The following is a 16,121-nucleotide window of genomic DNA, read 5'->3' as shown; positions in this document are numbered from 1 at the left end:
TTAAAAAGGGAAAAAAGTTGCTTACGTACCAACAAGAAACATTACCAGTGCCCTTAGATTAGGTTTATCATGATTTTAATAAATTTAATATGGCCGCTACTACCTTTCATCGATTCTTTTTTTCCTAAAAAAGCTTCTTCATACACAAGTATGAGAAGCTCGAATGTTAATAACTACTTATTTTTCTTTCTTCGTTAATTGAATCGCTTTTTTAATATCTTTATACGAAGTGGAACGACCATACATTAAGACACCGCCACGATATACACGTGCACCGAATATCGCCAATATAATTGTCGTCACAATAAGCACGACCATGCCTAATATCGGTTCCCATACTGGCAATGAAAGCATTCCTACTCTTAAGAACATCAGCATTGGCGTAAAAAAAGGAATATAAGAGGCTATAGTAATGAAAGTTGTATCTGGATCAGATAGACCATACATGGAGAGTAAAAAGCCGACAATGACTAACATCGTCATTGGCATAATCATTTGTTGAACATCTTCAATCCGGCTAACTAATGACCCAAGAAAAGCGGCTAACGTCGCATATAAAAAATAACCTAATAAGAAAAAGATAGCAGCGTACACCAATATCCCAATAGATAAGTTGCTGAACCCAAATGCTTCGAACCAGCCACCTTCAAGCTTAGACATGCTTTCTCTTAAAGCAAGGAAACCAATGGAACCTAGAATAAGCATTTGAGTCACACTCAATAGAGCAATCCCAAGTATCTTAGCAAACATTTGCTGAACAGGTGGGGTACTTGAAATAAGAATTTCCATGATTCTAGATGATTTCTCAGTTGCCACTTCATTGGCAATCATACTCGCATACATGATAACAGCAAAATAAATTAAGAATAATACCACATAAACAAGACCTCTTGCCTGACTTAATTCTTCTTCAGATTTCGCATTTTCCTCAAGCGCAGTCGTCTCGAACGATACAGGCGCATACAATGTCTGCAATTGCTCTGGTGATAAATTTATACTCTCTGCAGTTAATTCCGTCTTTATTTGCTGCAAAGCTGTTTGCAATAAGCTAGAAATAGTGGTGTCAGCTATACTCAAAGATTTATATTCACCGCTAATGGGATCATCACCGTTAGAAGTTAAGTAAAGTGCACCTATAAATTCCCCCGATATTACCTTCTCTTCCACTTCAGCTTCTGACTGTTGTACACTTTCTAAGATAACTTCCTCCGATGTATATGCCTCTATACGTTCTATTGCATCGATGGAGCTGTTTGTTTCATCTATCACTGCCACTTTTGGTGTTTCTTCATTAGAAAAAGTATCAATAATAGTTGTAATATTGGCTAACAGCACGAATAAAAGTGCCGTAATGATTGTTGTGATTAGAAAAGACCTTGTTTTTATTTTGGTCCAATACGTATGCCATAGAATTGTCCAAAAATTATTCATAAGAAGCACCTGCCTTTTCAATAAAAATATCATTTAAAGATGGTTCTTCAAGCATAAATTTACGAATAAACCCTTTGCCAACGATATCCTTTAAAATATCGTCCGCTGCCCATTCATTTTCAATTTGCAGATGCACCCCTTCTGTTGTCATTTTAAATTTCTTCACAGCAGGATGGTCTTGCAAAAAACTCATAGAAAAATCACCATGAATGATTAATGATTTCTTTCCATAAGAACGCTTAATTTCCTTCAACTCACCATGGACAACAGGCTTACCTTTTTGCATGATACAAAGATGCTCACATAACTCTTCGACATGTTCCATGCGGTGAGAAGAAAATACGATTGAAGTCCCACTATTTTTTAAGTCTACAACCGCTTCTTTTAGCAGTTCTACATTTACTGGATCTAATCCGCTAAACGGTTCATCAAGAATCAATAGTTTAGGTTTATGTAAAATACTAGATATAAATTGAATCTTTTGTTGATTCCCTTTTGATAGTTCCTCTACTTTCTTTGTTTTGTAATCAGGTACTTTAAAGCGCTCAAGCCAGTTGTCTAATTCCTTCAAGGCAGCTTGTTTATCCATCCCTCTTAACCGTGCTAAGTAAACAAGTTGCTCTTTCACTTGTAATTTAGGATATAATCCTCGCTCTTCAGGTAAATAACCAATTTGACCACTCACTGAATAATTAATGGGTTTGCCTTGCCAAGTGATGTTTCCTTTCGTTGCATCAATTAATCCTAAAATCATTCGAAAAGTAGTCGTCTTTCCAGCACCATTCGCTCCTAAAAAACCGAACATTTCCTTTTCAGGTATTTCGATAGATATATCGTCTACTGCCGTAAATTGGCCAAACTTCTTCGTTACATTTTCTAATTTTAAAGACATATAACTTTGTCCCTCCCTTTCATTCATTTACGGTCTAAAACTATAAAAGTTTCATCAAATAAGTATGTTTCTTTTTGCAAGATTGATGGAATTATGCCAAAATATAATTAAATATCGGAATATTCAACTACATTACAAGGAGTCATTATAATGAAAACTTATAAATTAACGGCTTTCGAACCAACCGGTGAAAAAATTCTTGATGAATCATTCGAATCAGCGAATGATCAAGAAGCAAAGGTGGCGGGTGAAAACCTGCTGAAAGAAAAAGGATTAGAAGAGAAAACCCATCGTTGTTCATCACCAGCAGGAAAGCTTATATTATTTCACCGCTAGACTTTTACTATACACCACGAAGTCAAATAAAGACACGCATGTTTCTGATAAAAACATGCGTGTCTTTCATTCCTTTTATTTCCCTGTGAATCGAGGCTGTCTTTTCTCAATAAAAGCGTTTATGCCTTCTTTATGATCAGCAGTTTTCCTCATTTGTGCTTGACCACTTTTTTCGAGCTCTAATAATTTTAATAGTAATGGGCGATTCTTATCTGTCAGTATTTTTTTTGTTTTAATCATTGCAAGGATTGGAAGATGACTCAGATGGTACACTTTTTTATTAATTGCTTCATCAAGATCATCACCTACGACTTCATGAACAAGTCTTCTCTTCAATGCTTCTTCAGCGTTCATCGGTTTCCCCTCCCAAATGAGATGCTTAGCTTGGTCGGGTCCTAACTTACTTTCAAGGAAAAAGTGGGAACCACCATCCGGGATTAACCCTATGCCAATAAAGTTCATCGCTAATTTACTATCCTTATGAGCATAAATGAAATCCGTAGCTAAAGCTAAACTCAACCCGAGTCCTGCAGCTGCACCTTTTATTGCGCTAATGGTGATTTTAGGCATACTATATAATGTAACAACTAACTCATTAATCGCATCCATTACAGCAGGGAAATCGCTTTCATTCGCTTCCATCAGCATCGTTTTAATGTCACCACCTGAAGAGAATGCTCTACCCGCCCCTTTCAAAACAACGATATCTATTTCCTCTAAATTACTTAACTCTTTCATTACAGCACCAAGTTCATGAATCATTTCCACATTAAGTGCATTTAATGACTCTGGGCGGTTCATTTCCACTTGTGCTACTCTTCCCTCAATCGAATAATTAACGGTCTTTGTATCAAAATCAAGCGTCATTCATTTTCCTCCTTAAGTTTGGATACCTCTATTATAAATAAAATATTTTTTATTTTCCAAATATAATTAAGTTTTTTAATAGAAAAATGAATGTCGCCTCATATTAAAAATAATTACTGATTAATTTTATCCATTTGATATTTTTCTCGTAAATCGCGTTTTAAAAATTTCCCTACAGATGTTTTTGGAATTTCATTAATGAAGATGACATCATCGGGAATCCACCATTTTGCAAATTGTGCGCTTAATGGCTGGAGCACTTCTTCAACTGTTACTTTCCCTTTATACTGTTCATGTAATACCACATAGGCTAGTGGGCGCTCTTGCCATTTTTCACTCGGAATACCAATAACAGCAGCTTCAAAAATGGCTTCATTAGCCATGAGTGCATTTTCTATGTCAACAGATGAAATCCACTCCCCACCACTCTTTATTAGATCCTTCGTGCGATCAACAATCTTTAAAAGTCCTTCTTCATCAATCGTGACAACATCTCCGGTATGAAGCCAGCCATCTTTAAAACTAGAGGCAGTCCGCTCGTCATTATAATATTCGGTTACAATCCACGGACCTCTTAAGCAGAGCTCGCCCATCTGCTTTCCGTCCCACTCTACTTCTACCCCTTTCTCGTTAACCACTTTCATCTCTAATCCCGGAACCAATAATCCTTGCTTGCTTCTCAACTCTAGTTTCTTTTCAAGATCTATATTTTCTTGATAGCTTTTCAAATTGGAGACAGTTGCAAGTGGACTTGTTTCTGTCATTCCATAGGCATGAAGAAACGGTATCTTATACTGTTCTTCAAACACTCTAATCATGGCTTTTGGTGCAGCAGATCCGCCACAAAGAATGCTCCTTAAAGAACTTAAATCATACTTTTTCGCTTGCAATTCTTTTAATAAACCAAGCCAAATAGTAGGCACACCTGCAGTAATGGTAATCTTATATTCTTCTATTAATTCTGCAATTAATTTAGGCGTAAATGCTGGACCAGGCATGATTAATTTTGTGCCGAACCACACCCCTGCAAAAGGTAAGCCCCATGCATTGACATGAAACATCGGTACGATAGGTAGGGCAATATCTTTTTCACTTACACCAACACTATCTGCTAAACCTAATGCTAAGCTATGGAGCACAATCGCTCGGTGAGAGTAGATGACCCCTTTAGGATTTCCGGTGGTCGCCGATGTATAACACATCCCAGCCGGGTCATTTTCATCTAAATCATCTGGATATTGATAATTGGGATCAGCCTCTTCTAGTAGTCTTTCATAATTATATGCTGGAGATAGAGTTGTAGTTGGAGGTTCCTTATGGTCACTCATAATGATAAATGCTTTTACATTGGAAAGTTCGTCCCTACATTGTTCAATTAATGGAACTAACTCTTCATCTATGAGGAGAATTTTATCTTCTGCGTGATTAATAATATAGCTGATATGCTGAGACGAGAGTCTAATATTAATTGTATGCAACACCGCTCCACTACAAGGAATCGCAAAATATGCTTCCAAATGGCGATGATGGTTCCAGGCAAATGTCCCTACCTTCTCCCCTCTTTTAATACCAAGCCTTTGTAAACTTGAAGCAAGTCTTCGTGTTCGTTCAGCCATTTCTTTATACGTAAATGTTTGCATACCACCTGCTGTTCTAGATATAATCTCTTTTTTTGCGAAAAACGTTTCTGCTCTTTTGATCATCTGTCCCATCGTCAAAGAAGAATGCTTCATCACCAATCGCCTCCCATTTAGTAACCGCTTACATCATTCATAGATGTATATGCGCTTTTGTACCTATTACATTCTTGTTTTTTTAATAAAATCCTCTATTAAAGTGCGATTATTAAATCTGCTCTTTTTAAAAGCAAAAAAGCTGCACCTAAAGCAAAGGTACAGCTCACATTATTCTGCTTATATAGATTTCGCCTCAATATTAAAAAGCTCATTTAACATAGCGATTTTTTTATCTGTGTATTCAACAAAACTTTCATTGTAGGATTTAGGATCTTTCGGATTTGCGAAGTGAGTAATTTTACCTGTCTCAGGATGGATAAACTTACTTGCTGCCCCGCAACCAATTCCGATAATCGTTTGCATTTCTTCCATAATCATAATATTGTAGAGACTTTCTTGTTTCGGTAACGCATAGCCAACGTTCTCTAAATTTCCTAAAATATTTTTTTGTCGATACAAATAGTAGGGCTCATAATGATGTTCAGCTGTCCACTCTTCAGCCATATTCATCATTCTTTCTGCTTCTTCGCGGTCAGCCACCTTATATTTCTGACGGTTCTTTGTCATTTCAGAAGCTCTTTTAAAAGATAATGTATGGACTGTCAGCGACTCGGGTAGTAACTGCTTTGTTTCATTTAATGAGTGGGCAAACTCTGTTGTGCCTTCATTTGGCAAGCCAATGATTAGATCCATATTAATATTGTTCATCCCCATACTTCTCGCCAGGTGGAACTTATCAATTGTTTCTTCAACCGTATTATGCCTACCTATCGCTTTTAACGTTTCTTGTGTATAAGATTGTGGATTGATACTGATACGGTCAATATTCCACTTTTTTAATACATTTAACTTATCAGCTGTAATTGTATCCGGTCTACCTGCCTCGACCGTAATTTCCCGAATCTGACTCACATCTGGAAACGACTCAACCATTTCTTCATATAGAAGATCCATTTCCTCTGCTGTAATACTTGTTGGCGTGCCTCCACCATAGTATACGGTTGTCACCTTTATGTCATTTTCCTTTAACCATTCCCCCATATGTCTCATTTCATAATGAAGGCCAGCTAAGAAAGAATCGACTCTACCTTGTTTACCACCAATTGCATAAGCAGGGAATGTACAATAAGCACACTTTGTTGGGCAAAAGGGAATGCCAATGTAGATACTGACTTCCTTTTTTAATTCATAAAGATCTGGAATCGCCGTTAATTGTCGTGCAACGATTTTTTCCATTAGATTAATTTTTTCATCTGAAATTAAATAATCTCTTTTCAAAGCTTGATGAGCCTCTTCCTTACTACTTCCAGACATCATATGACGATGATAAAGCTTTGTCGGCCTTATTCCGGTTAATATGCCCCACTTCTGGATAATGCCTGTCCAATCCTGTAAAACAGTTAAATAAACATGGGAAGCTGCATACTTTAATTGATTAAAGTATTCTTTTTCTGTCTCATACGCTTTAAGTTGCTTTCTATAATTAGCGGTAAACACTTCTTCCTCGTTCGTAGTAAGCGTAACACTCATGTTAATTTCTCCGCGTACTTCATAGTGGAAAGATACAACTACATCTGCACCCTCATTTTTATCAAGTTTTACAGAGCATTCTTCGAAAAACAAATTACCAATTAACTGCAACGGTCTTATATAACGGTTATCATTCAAACCTAAAATAGATATATTCATTTTTATCACCTTTATACTTTCTCTTCATCAAACTTCTTTAAGTTTACAAAAAAAAGACCTTACGGGTCAATCTTCATTCGAAAGGGTCATTTTAGTTTGTCATTTTGTTAACTCTGATTCAGAGTTGATCTTTTTTTAAAAGCATAAAAACCCCTCAATCCCTGCAAATTGTAACCATACGAATAAGAAGCTCTGAAGGTAGCAAATTCTTCTACCACCTTCAGAGCTTCTACCTTACTTCAAAAGATTCATTTTCCTTAAAAATTGAATAGGATGCTGTTTGCGAAAATGCTCTTTCACCATATATGTTACACCATGTTCATCATTTGTTCTTGTTACCCAATCAGCCTGCTTTTTTAAGATATGAGGAGCATTTCCCATCGCTACGCCTAAGCCTGCCCCTTCAATCATCTGCAAATCATCATAGCCATCTCCAATGACTACAATTTCTTGCGGTCCAATACCGAGTTCCTTACTTAATCTCAATAAACCATTCCATTTGGAAACGCCATAAGGGACAATATCTAAACGAGAGTCATTTAATTGGGTGATAGCAATTTCCTCATCATACATGACAGCTAATGCTTTTTTGGCATGTATAAGATCGTCGGTATTTTCAAAATAAATTTCAATTTTTGGTGGCTTCACTGGATCTTCTAGCAAATTTTCACTCAAGGACTCAACAAACTGATGAGAATAAAAAACAGGGTCACCTGTTGAGAACACCGTTTTAGCGAGAATATTATTATTTGTTTTTGTCTTATTTGCTAGGGAAAACTTTTCATGCACAAGTCTTATTTGGCATGGGAAACCTTCTAATAAACGTACAATATCAAAGGTTACTTCTTTTTTAATTCGCTTCACTTCAATTGGTTGTTCTAACTTTTCCGCTGTATAAGCACCAGCTGATGTCACAAGAATGGAATTTAATTTTAATGCTTTAGCCACTTTCTTAGCCGATGGAAAACTTCTCGCTGTTACTAACGTCACATAAATTCCTTTTTGCTGGACGTATTCAATTGCTTCCTTTGTTGATTTATGCAGCCTTCCGTTACTTTGAAGAAGGGTACCATCAATATTTATAGCTAAGAGACGATAAATCATCTTTTTGCCCCCTATTCTGGATGAAAATTGTCCTTATGACACTTTTATGTACCTGAAACAGAAAATAGAACAGGAAGATTTAGAGTAAATGAAGCTTATTCTCTTTTTGACTATAAACTTATCTGGTTATCCCTCCGGCTCTTATTTGGATATAGACATTCACATCTTAAAGAAGAAATTGAGTTGTTAAATCTGCACGCAAAAAAACACAAACTTTGCTGTTGAAAGCAAGGTTTGTGTTTTTGCCATTAGAGCTAAGTCTAACTCATATCTTACTCGGCTGCACCATATAAATCTTCAAGGGGCTTCATGATTGTTTTGTTTAAGTCTGTAATCACTTCGCTCATTTTTTGTTCATCTGCCATTAGTTTAGAAATCAGTTCGTGTTGTTGTACAAGTGCAACTGTTTTTTGCGCTTGATCCACTTCTTCTTGTGTGATTTCTTGACCAGACATTTGCTTCTGTTGCAACTGTATTTGAATATTTCTAAAGTTATCAAACATCGATTTAGCTGATGGATCTGCATTCACCTTATCATAAGAATCCTTTAAGCTTTGATATTCATTGCTTTCACGGATTGCCTTTTCTAATGCGATTGCTGCGTCTTGTAAATTATTTGCCAAATTGAACACTTCCTTTTCATAGACTTCCCCCACTATAACAGACAATGGAAGTAAAATCGAGGGAAAACCTATAATTGATAAGGATTTATAATATCCAAATGGCAGAAATACCTTGAAACACACCTACTAGACCACCCAGTAAGGCACCTAGAAATGTAATCATTCTTAATTCCTTATTAATAATCGAGAACACCATTTCCTCTAACCTTTCAACAGAAAATGAGTCCACCTGTTCTTTTACAATTTCATTGAGCTTCATTTTTTCCATTAAAACTGATATTTTATCAGCTAATAGTTTACTTAATCCAACTGAAGCTTTCGGGATAAGTTCAGAAATGATATAAGGTCTTATCGTTGCTGTTAGTTGACTAATTGGCATTTGAAATATTTCATGAACTTGAACGAATCGGAAAACAGTCTGCTTGATGAATTGAAGAAGGCTATCTCTTCCTATCTTTTCTTCAAACTCAGCAGTTCTTTTGTCTAATAATTTTCGCCATTCTTTTCTAAGGAGTGATGTTAACAGCTCCTCTGTCCCAGGATGATTTAAGAATTTTATGATTTCAGGTTGGAGTTTTTCCCCTAATTTCACATTACCTAAAAACATTTGTAGCATACTTTTAATCATACCACTTCGTTTTTGGACAAAATCATCGGCCATCCTTTGAATACTTTCTTTTCCTTCTTCACTTGCGAAATAATTCTTTGCTGATTGTACAATCCAATTGCTTAGTTGTGGCAACTCACCCTCCACTTTACCTACCAGCTTTTGTGGAATGATTTCTTTAATAGCTACATCTTGATTTTCACGCATCCAATTTTCATATTTAATCTCTAAAAACGTACCTATCTTATCCTCAGCCATTTTTGCCGGTTCGTTTATATCTAATTGTTCCAACAGTTGCTCTAACGTTTCTTCTGTTTTCAATTTCTTTTCTACTTCTACAGCAGCAAATTGCGTCAGCATAGATTGAAAACGTTCATTTTGTAGTTTCTTTTGTATCCCTTCTGGTGTTAACAAATGATTAATGACAAGCTTACCCATTTGTTCGGCCATCTCACCTCTACGTTTAGGAATCAAACCTGGGGTAAAAGGAAGACGCCATTTCCCAATATAAATTGCCTTATATGGCTTAAATATCATTTTAATGGCTAAATAATTTGTAACTCCTCCAATGATGGCACCAGTAGCCACCATCATAAACAGGGTCGTGAAAATTTCTTTCATTCCGCTCTCTACCTTTCTTCTTTCACCAAATTCTTTGTGCAATCGCACCAATTTACCTTGCCATTCATAAGATAGCGTATCAGCATTCGCCTAGATTTTTATTATATAATTACTCGCTTCGTGCGGGCAAATGGGGATTCATGATGACACGATATACAAACATTAAAATTAGAGTTCTTCCATATGAAAATAAGATGGTTCTAGAGCTCAACCCAGCATTAGCAAAACATTTACTAATTACTAATGAGGAGAGCATCCTTTTATCATTAGGACAAAAACAATTAACCATTCGCATCATTTATCGTCAAGTAGATGAAAAGGAACTGTTCATTAGTCAATCTGTATTCGATTATTTCAATATACCACTTGAAGGCCACCTTATGCTTGTTAATTATATTGTTCAAAGCAAGGTATTGTCACTCGGGCCAATTATTGCTATCATGACTGACTTTTTTGAAATTGCAGATCAATCTCCTCCACATTTTCGCACCATACATCAATTTTGCCAAGAAATCAATCAAACGGTTGACCTTTTAGGAGGAATTACTTATGTTTGTCATCCCAAAGATATTAAAGAAACAGAAGTCCTTGGTTATATAAATATCGAGGGAGAATGGAAGAAACAACTACTCCCATTGCCTGATGTTATTTATAACCGTGTTCACTCTAGAAAAATTGAAAACTCACCTAGCTTTAAAAACCTAAAAAATCTACTATACAAATATGCCATCCCCTTTTTTAATGAACAATTTTTATCAAAGAAAGAGGTATATGAATACTTATTCGACGAAACCCATTTACGTACCTATTTACCAGAAACAGAAAATTATTCGAAAGAACAGTTACTTCATTTTATCCAAAAGTATTCATCTATCTTCATAAAACCTGTAAATGGACGTCAGGGCAAACAAATTATTCATATACGGAAAAATAATGATTCGTACACCGTTGGCTACTCATCGGGAAAAAAGGCAAGAACAGCTCACCATTTCCATCATATCGAGCGGTTCATATCGCAATTTGAGAAGGAGCATCACACAAGTAATTATATTATCCAAGAAGGAATACCACTAATTCAACTCAACAAAAGACCGATTGACTTTCGCATTCTATGTCATAAAAATAGGCAAAACATATGGAAGGTTACTTCTACTGTAGCCCGAATCTCTAATGCAGAACAATTTGTATCCAATCTTGCACAGGGCGGGGAAATGAGAAAACCATTAGCACTTTTAACTACACTATTTGATAAAACCACAGCAAGACAAATATTAGCATTAATGAAAGAGATTTCAATAGAACTATGCACAATGATTGATCAAAAAACATTTGGCCTTTATGGGGAACTTGGTATTGATATAGGCGTTGATTATGAAGGCCAATTGTGGATGATTGAAGCAAACTCTAAGCCATCTAAACAAATGGATAGTCAATTTAATCAGATTAGACCCTCTGCAAGAGCACTTGTAGAGTACTGCACTTTTTTAGCTTTTTCAACATGATCATTAGGAGGAGAAATCAGCATGAAAACACTTGGTATTATGACTCTTTATGAAACAAGTGAAAGAACCTATATCACAGCGATTGCTTCACAAGCTAAACATCATGGCTATCAATGCTTTCGTTTTATCCCGAAAAACATACTACCACACAATAATGAAGTAAATGGAGAGCGATTTAATGAAGAAACAGAGCTATGGGAGTCCGCGATTTTTCCGTTACCTGAACTATTATATGACCGCTGCTTTTATCAAGAAGATGATCATTCAAAAAAATGCAAAGTCATTACTAATTGGTTAAAAAATAGTGGTAAGACTCAATTCTTAGGTCAAGGACTTCCAAATAAACTAGAAATATATGATGCATTAAAACATTCTAGACTCGCTCCTTATTTACTGCATTCAGATTCATTCACTTCAGCAAAATCTTTCATTAAACAATTAAAAAAGCAGGCTCCACTCGTATTAAAGCCAGTAAACGGTTCACAAGGTATAGGTATTTATGTTATCTCAATCGAAGGTGACTCAGTGATTATCAAAACTGACAAAGGCTCTAAACAGATTAAACAAACACTTCCCATTCATAAAGCAATGGTCTGGCTAGAGAGGCTGACAAAGAGATATCAATATCTCATCCAACCTTTTTTATTACTCGTTGACCAACAGAATCGCCCGTTTGATTTACGCGTTTTTTTGCAAAAAGATGCAAACGGTGAATGGAAAGAACGAGCAAGAGCCATGCGAACTGGTCATGAAAATGGCATTATCTCTAATTTAAGTGCTGGTGGAACAACTTCCCCTTATGAGCGTTGGTTAGATAGTATTCCAAAAAGCCAAAAGTCGTTTTTACAAGAAGAATTAAAAGAAATATTATTTATTCTTCCCTCAATTATGGAATCATGCTTTTCTACACTATTTGAACTCGGTATTGATATTGGAATTGATCAAGAAGGTGGCATCTGGATTCTTGATATTAACTCTAAACCAGGGAGAAAATTGGTTTTACAAACAAACCCACAATTAGCTGATGTCCTTTACACTTCTCCATTTAAGTATGGGGATTATCTATTATCACAGCAGGCTTTAACTGAAAGGAAGTGAAAAAATGAAGAATCAAACATTTATGATAGATATCTCATCAGATGATAGAGGCTGTGTATTCTTGCCAAACCATTTAAATCTGGATACTGCCCTTTACAAATTAAATTTCGGTACAGTTACCATTGATGCAAAATTTAAGCAACAACCAAGCTCAAAGCAATCAATCACCATCAGTGAGGATCTCGCTACAAACATTTTCTTCCCTTATGTCAAGCATCCGCTTCATATTTTCATACATGATGAAACCTTAACAATTGGACCCCTTGTTGGTATCTTCACGTCAGGGTTTACACCATTTCCTATGCGACCTATCGGTGATCGCTCCATTATTTTTTCTAAACTCTTATCTGTAAGTTCTAGTGTCGGTGCAATTCCGTTCGTATTTGGGGAGAAGCATATCAATTGGGATACAGGCACTATCCAAGGTTTATTCTATTTACAAAATGGATGGAAGACCATTGAAGTGCCTTTCCCAAACGTCATATATGATCGTCTTCCAAATAGAAAGAGTGAACGGCAAAAACAACAAAAAGAAGCCAAAGCACGATTAGAGCAAGAATATTTAATTCCTTGGTATAACCCAGGTTTTTTCAATAAAATGGATATTTATGATCGTTTATTTCAAGTGGAAGAAATTTCGGAGTATTTACCTGAAACACAGCCATTTAGCTCCTATTCCGCAATTGAAAATATGCTTTCCAAATATAGTCATATATACATTAAACCAATGAATGGCAGTTTAGGATTAGGTGTTCATCAGATTATTTATAACAAGCAAGACAGTGTTTATTATTGTCGGTACAGAGATTTAAAAGCCGGTATGAACAAACTGAAGAAATTCTCTAGTCTTGAAGGGTTAATGAAGCATATTTTTGCAGGTAAAAACCTCGAAAGAATGATTATCCAACAGGGTATTTATTTGCTGAAGAAAGAGAAATGCTCCATTGATTTTCGTGTCCACACGAATAAAGATTCCACAGGACAGTGGAACGTTACTGCTTGTGCAGCAAAAGTGGCTGGAAACGGAAGTGTTACAACCCATGTAAAAAGTGGAGGTACCATTCAATCATTAGATGAAATTTTCGAAGATCCAATTGAAAGAAAAGAAATTGCAAAGAAATTGCAAACAGCTTCATTAAAATTAAGCGAAGCAATAGAAAACAATATGGAAGGTCTTGTCGCAGAAATAGGATTTGACTTAGGTATCGACCAGAAAGGGAAAGTTTGGTTTTTTGAAGCAAATTCTAAACCAGGACGCTCAATCTTTACACATCCAAGTATGAAAAAATTTGATTTTTTAACACGTAAGCTTTCTTTAGCCTATAGTATCTATTTAACAGAACAAGCAATGAAAAGCCCTGAGGCATTATTTAAATGAGTACTACCTACTATGACCCCTTATCCAAAAAGTGGTATCATGCGCAAGAAAAAATGTTTGGAAAAAATAAAATAAAAACAGAAAAACTCTTTCATTATTCAAAAAAATGGGTGCCATTCTCATTAAATGAAGATTCTCACCGTATCGGTCCAATTATAGGAATCTTAACAAGCAAAGGAAAAAACAAAAAATTAGCGGGCAATGGTCCGCTATTTTTATCTCTTGTGCAACATTTTTTTAAGATAGGCGCATTATCCATCGTCTTTACGCAAGAAGATTTAGGAAATTCACTTATGACTGGCTATACATTTCATCCTGCTCTAGGGAAATGGATACAGGTCTCATCCCCATTACCAGATGTCGTATATAACCGTATTCCTTTTCGCAACCTAGAAGAAGATACTGATTTTGCTGCACTTACATCACTCTTACAAAAACATAATATTCCTTTTTTCAATCCCTGTTTTATTAACAAATTGGAAATGCACCATTTATTAAAACAATCTCCCACATTAAAACCTTTATTACCAGAAACTACGTTATTAACTTCTAAAAAAATGCTACATGATTGGATGGAAGATAAACAAGATATATATATCAAACCCGTAAGTAGTGCGAAAGGAAAGGGGATCTTTCGAATCTTCGCACAGGAAAATCACTATTTAATGGAAGGGGTTCATCTAACAAAACAGCTCGCGACCTTTAACGAATTATGGCATGAATTAAAAATTTATTTAGCTAAAGGTCCATATATCATACAAGAAGCGATTGAACCAGCATTATATAATGGTTCAAGGTATGATTTTAGAATATTATCGCATAAGACAGAGAACCATTTTATCATTTCTGGCATCGGTATAAGGCAATCTAGCAATCACCAACAAGTAACAACACATGTCCCTCACGGCGGGAAGATACTGCCTTATGAACTGCTCGCTAAAGAAGATGATGATATATTTTTTAATGCCATAATACAAGAGGTCGGTCATTTATTTAATGAACACCTTGGTTTATTTGGAGAATTCTCATTAGATATTGGTAAAGATGTTAATGGGAAATTCTACTTGTATGAGGTAAATTCAAAGCCTATGAGTTTTGATGAAGAGCATATTGAAAACAAACGAATAAAAGCCATTTGTCACTTATGTATGCAATTAAGTGGTTTTCCCATTTTTCCTCATTAATTTATGTTTATTTTCATTTCAGAACTCCTCTATTCAAGTTAAAATGAGAATAAGGAGGAGTAATCATGATTTCACATTTTCAATTTCAATCATTATATGAAAACAAAGAATTACCAGGCTGGAAATTTTCTTTTTTTCATTATGGCAAAAAGTATTTAGGTATTTATCATCGTGATGGAAAAATCGAATGGTTATCCACTATTCCTGACCAAAATCATGAGGAGAAATTAAAAAGCCATATACACGAACTCATGCTTTACCATGTGTATGACCGGTAAAGAATTGTGGAAGAATATGAATCCATTCTTCTGAAATTAAGGAGGTTCGATTATGGCAAACAAAAAAGACGATATAAAAAAAGATTTACCATATGAAGGACGTGATGAAGTCTTCCTCGATGTTGATCGTTATATTAACGAAGGGATGTCCGGAGGTACTGTGCATGTTAGCGGGGAATACACGAATATCGAAGAAGCAAGAGAAATAGAAAAAGAACAACCTCCGCATTGCTGTGACGAAGAATAGAGTAAAAAGGAACGATTGCTTACAATCGTTCCTTTCCTTTTACAAAACACCTTATCTACTTTTCACAATCATGTTAACAGCTTGTTGTATCGCTTCTTCTGCATTTTTATCTTCGGCATCTGCTTCTCTTATACAAGCCTCCAAATTCTTTGCGACGACATAACCAATCGTTCGGTCAACGCCTGAGCGAATAGCTGACAGCTGTGTCACCACATCTTTACAATGTTGTTCTTCTTCCATCATACGCAATACGCCTCTCACTTGACCTTCTAATCTTTTAAGCCTGTTTTTCATATCCTCTGTGTAATGCATTTATTCACCTTCTAACCTCATTTTCAATGATTAGGGTATTCATCATTAATCAATAATTTTTAATGACGTTTAAATTGATGATTTATATTATATCATGTTTCCTTTGTTTCTCCCTATGCACGATATCAAGACAACAAAACTTTATTAGGAAATAATTCCCTAAACATATTCAGGCATAATCTTTTAGATTTCATCCATAATAACTATTACAAGCGG

The 16,121-nt window shown here is 35.6% G+C and carries 16 protein-coding genes; 7 read left to right on the top strand and 9 right to left on the bottom strand.

The features are described 5' to 3' along the window. Positions 1–177 precede the first annotated feature (177 nt). Both MHH73_RS07460 and MHH73_RS07455 read right to left on the bottom strand, forming a co-directional pair. Positions 178–1,431, bottom strand: a complete 1,254-nt coding sequence (locus tag MHH73_RS07460; protein ID WP_191814699.1) for an ABC transporter permease — start codon at positions 1,429–1,431, stop codon at positions 178–180. Next, the gene (locus MHH73_RS07455; RefSeq protein ID WP_191814697.1) at positions 1,424–2,323 is read right to left on the bottom strand and encodes an ABC transporter ATP-binding protein; all 900 of its coding nucleotides are present in this window, start codon (positions 2,321–2,323) and stop codon (positions 1,424–1,426) included. Before MHH73_RS07455 ends, MHH73_RS07460 begins: the two co-directional genes overlap by 8 nt. Positions 2,324–2,473: 150 nt before the next feature. Here MHH73_RS07455 and MHH73_RS07450 point away from each other — a divergent pair, with 150 nt between their 5' ends. After that, the gene (locus MHH73_RS07450; RefSeq protein WP_191814695.1) at positions 2,474–2,659 is read left to right on the top strand and encodes a YhzD family protein; all 186 of its coding nucleotides are present in this window, start codon (positions 2,474–2,476) and stop codon (positions 2,657–2,659) included. Between the two features lie 75 nt (positions 2,660–2,734). Here MHH73_RS07450 and MHH73_RS07445 read toward each other — a convergent pair whose 3' ends face one another. The 6 genes from MHH73_RS07445 to MHH73_RS07420 form a co-directional block, all read right to left on the bottom strand. Further along, complete coding sequence (locus MHH73_RS07445; RefSeq protein WP_191814693.1) at positions 2,735–3,526, bottom strand: enoyl-CoA hydratase; 792 nt, start codon at positions 3,524–3,526, stop codon at positions 2,735–2,737. A 113-nt stretch (positions 3,527–3,639) separates the two neighbouring features. Beyond that, positions 3,640–5,259, bottom strand: coding sequence for a long-chain fatty acid--CoA ligase (locus tag MHH73_RS07440; protein ID WP_191814691.1), 1,620 nt, complete (start codon positions 5,257–5,259; stop codon positions 3,640–3,642). Positions 5,260–5,439: 180 nt separating this feature from the next. Beyond that, positions 5,440–6,951 (bottom strand): coproporphyrinogen III oxidase, encoded by a 1,512-nt coding sequence (locus MHH73_RS07435; protein WP_341065908.1) that lies wholly within the window; start codon positions 6,949–6,951, stop codon positions 5,440–5,442. A gap of 234 nt (positions 6,952–7,185) precedes the next feature. Next, entirely contained in the window at positions 7,186–8,055 is an 870-nt protein-coding gene (locus MHH73_RS07430) for a Cof-type HAD-IIB family hydrolase (RefSeq protein WP_191814687.1), read from the bottom strand. A gap of 272 nt (positions 8,056–8,327) precedes the next feature. Then, entirely contained in the window at positions 8,328–8,678 is a 351-nt protein-coding gene (locus MHH73_RS07425; protein ID WP_191814685.1) for a YlbF family regulator, read from the bottom strand. Positions 8,679–8,763: 85 nt separating this feature from the next. Beyond that, positions 8,764–9,906: a DUF445 domain-containing protein gene (locus MHH73_RS07420; RefSeq protein WP_191814683.1), complete on the bottom strand. Its 1,143-nt coding sequence runs from the start codon at positions 9,904–9,906 to the stop codon at positions 8,764–8,766. A gap of 143 nt (positions 9,907–10,049) precedes the next feature. Between MHH73_RS07420 and MHH73_RS07415 the strand changes: the two genes are divergently transcribed. From MHH73_RS07415 to MHH73_RS07390, 6 genes are all read left to right on the top strand, one after another. Further along, a complete protein-coding gene (locus MHH73_RS07415; protein ID WP_191814681.1) occupies positions 10,050–11,408 on the top strand; it encodes a YheC/YheD family endospore coat-associated protein in 1,359 nt (452 codons plus the stop codon). Between the two features lie 21 nt (positions 11,409–11,429). Continuing rightward, positions 11,430–12,506 carry a YheC/YheD family endospore coat-associated protein gene (locus tag MHH73_RS07410; protein WP_341065901.1) on the top strand — a complete coding sequence of 359 codons (1,077 nt, stop codon included), beginning with the start codon at positions 11,430–11,432 and terminating at the stop codon, positions 12,504–12,506. A gap of 4 nt (positions 12,507–12,510) precedes the next feature. Continuing rightward, a complete protein-coding gene (locus tag MHH73_RS07405) occupies positions 12,511–13,884 on the top strand; it encodes a YheC/YheD family endospore coat-associated protein (protein ID WP_191814677.1) in 1,374 nt (457 codons plus the stop codon). Continuing rightward, positions 13,881–15,068, top strand: a complete 1,188-nt coding sequence (locus tag MHH73_RS07400) for a YheC/YheD family endospore coat-associated protein (RefSeq protein WP_341065899.1) — start codon at positions 13,881–13,883, stop codon at positions 15,066–15,068. The genes MHH73_RS07405 and MHH73_RS07400 overlap by 4 nt, the downstream gene beginning before the upstream one ends. A 65-nt stretch (positions 15,069–15,133) precedes the next feature. Then, on the top strand, positions 15,134–15,346 hold the full coding sequence (locus tag MHH73_RS07395) for a YheE family protein (RefSeq protein WP_191814673.1): 213 nt from the start codon (positions 15,134–15,136) through the stop codon (positions 15,344–15,346). Positions 15,347–15,398: 52 nt separating this feature from the next. After that, positions 15,399–15,593 carry a hypothetical protein gene (locus MHH73_RS07390; RefSeq protein WP_191814671.1) on the top strand — a complete coding sequence of 65 codons (195 nt, stop codon included), beginning with the start codon at positions 15,399–15,401 and terminating at the stop codon, positions 15,591–15,593. Positions 15,594–15,644: 51 nt separating this feature from the next. On the opposite strand, the gene MHH73_RS07385 is transcribed toward MHH73_RS07390, so the two are convergent. Further along, positions 15,645–15,905, bottom strand: coding sequence for a metal-sensitive transcriptional regulator (locus MHH73_RS07385; RefSeq protein WP_191814669.1), 261 nt, complete (start codon positions 15,903–15,905; stop codon positions 15,645–15,647). Positions 15,906–16,121 lie beyond the last annotated feature (216 nt).

The organism is Cytobacillus sp. FSL K6-0265 (genome assembly GCF_038003465.1).
Classification (GTDB): domain Bacteria; phylum Bacillota; class Bacilli; order Bacillales; family Cytobacillaceae; genus Cytobacillus; species Cytobacillus stercorigallinarum.
This window is presented reverse-complemented; position numbering and strand designations above follow the sequence as displayed.

Bases quoted from the DNA above. Each gene is read 5' to 3' on its own strand.
- MHH73_RS07460 (WP_191814699.1), bottom strand. From the start codon at position 1,431: ATGAATAATTTTTGGACAATTCTATGGCATACGTATTGGACCAAAATA.
- MHH73_RS07400 (WP_341065899.1), top strand. From the start codon at position 13,881: ATGAGTACTACCTACTATGACCCCTTATCCAAAAAGTGGTATCATGCG.
- MHH73_RS07390 (WP_191814671.1), top strand. From the start codon at position 15,399: ATGGCAAACAAAAAAGACGATATAAAAAAAGATTTACCATATGAAGGA.
- MHH73_RS07395 (WP_191814673.1), top strand. From the start codon at position 15,134: ATGATTTCACATTTTCAATTTCAATCATTATATGAAAACAAAGAATTA.
- MHH73_RS07445 (WP_191814693.1), bottom strand. From the start codon at position 3,526: ATGACGCTTGATTTTGATACAAAGACCGTTAATTATTCGATTGAGGGA.
- MHH73_RS07455 (WP_191814697.1), bottom strand. From the start codon at position 2,323: ATGTCTTTAAAATTAGAAAATGTAACGAAGAAGTTTGGCCAATTTACG.
- MHH73_RS07405 (WP_191814677.1), top strand. From the start codon at position 12,511: ATGAAGAATCAAACATTTATGATAGATATCTCATCAGATGATAGAGGC.
- MHH73_RS07430 (WP_191814687.1), bottom strand. From the start codon at position 8,055: ATGATTTATCGTCTCTTAGCTATAAATATTGATGGTACCCTTCTTCAA.
- MHH73_RS07420 (WP_191814683.1), bottom strand. From the start codon at position 9,906: ATGAAAGAAATTTTCACGACCCTGTTTATGATGGTGGCTACTGGTGCC.
- MHH73_RS07435 (WP_341065908.1), bottom strand. From the start codon at position 6,951: ATGAATATATCTATTTTAGGTTTGAATGATAACCGTTATATAAGACCG.
- MHH73_RS07410 (WP_341065901.1), top strand. From the start codon at position 11,430: ATGAAAACACTTGGTATTATGACTCTTTATGAAACAAGTGAAAGAACC.
- MHH73_RS07450 (WP_191814695.1), top strand. From the start codon at position 2,474: ATGAAAACTTATAAATTAACGGCTTTCGAACCAACCGGTGAAAAAATT.
- MHH73_RS07440 (WP_191814691.1), bottom strand. From the start codon at position 5,259: ATGAAGCATTCTTCTTTGACGATGGGACAGATGATCAAAAGAGCAGAA.
- MHH73_RS07385 (WP_191814669.1), bottom strand. From the start codon at position 15,905: ATGCATTACACAGAGGATATGAAAAACAGGCTTAAAAGATTAGAAGGT.
- MHH73_RS07415 (WP_191814681.1), top strand. From the start codon at position 10,050: ATGACACGATATACAAACATTAAAATTAGAGTTCTTCCATATGAAAAT.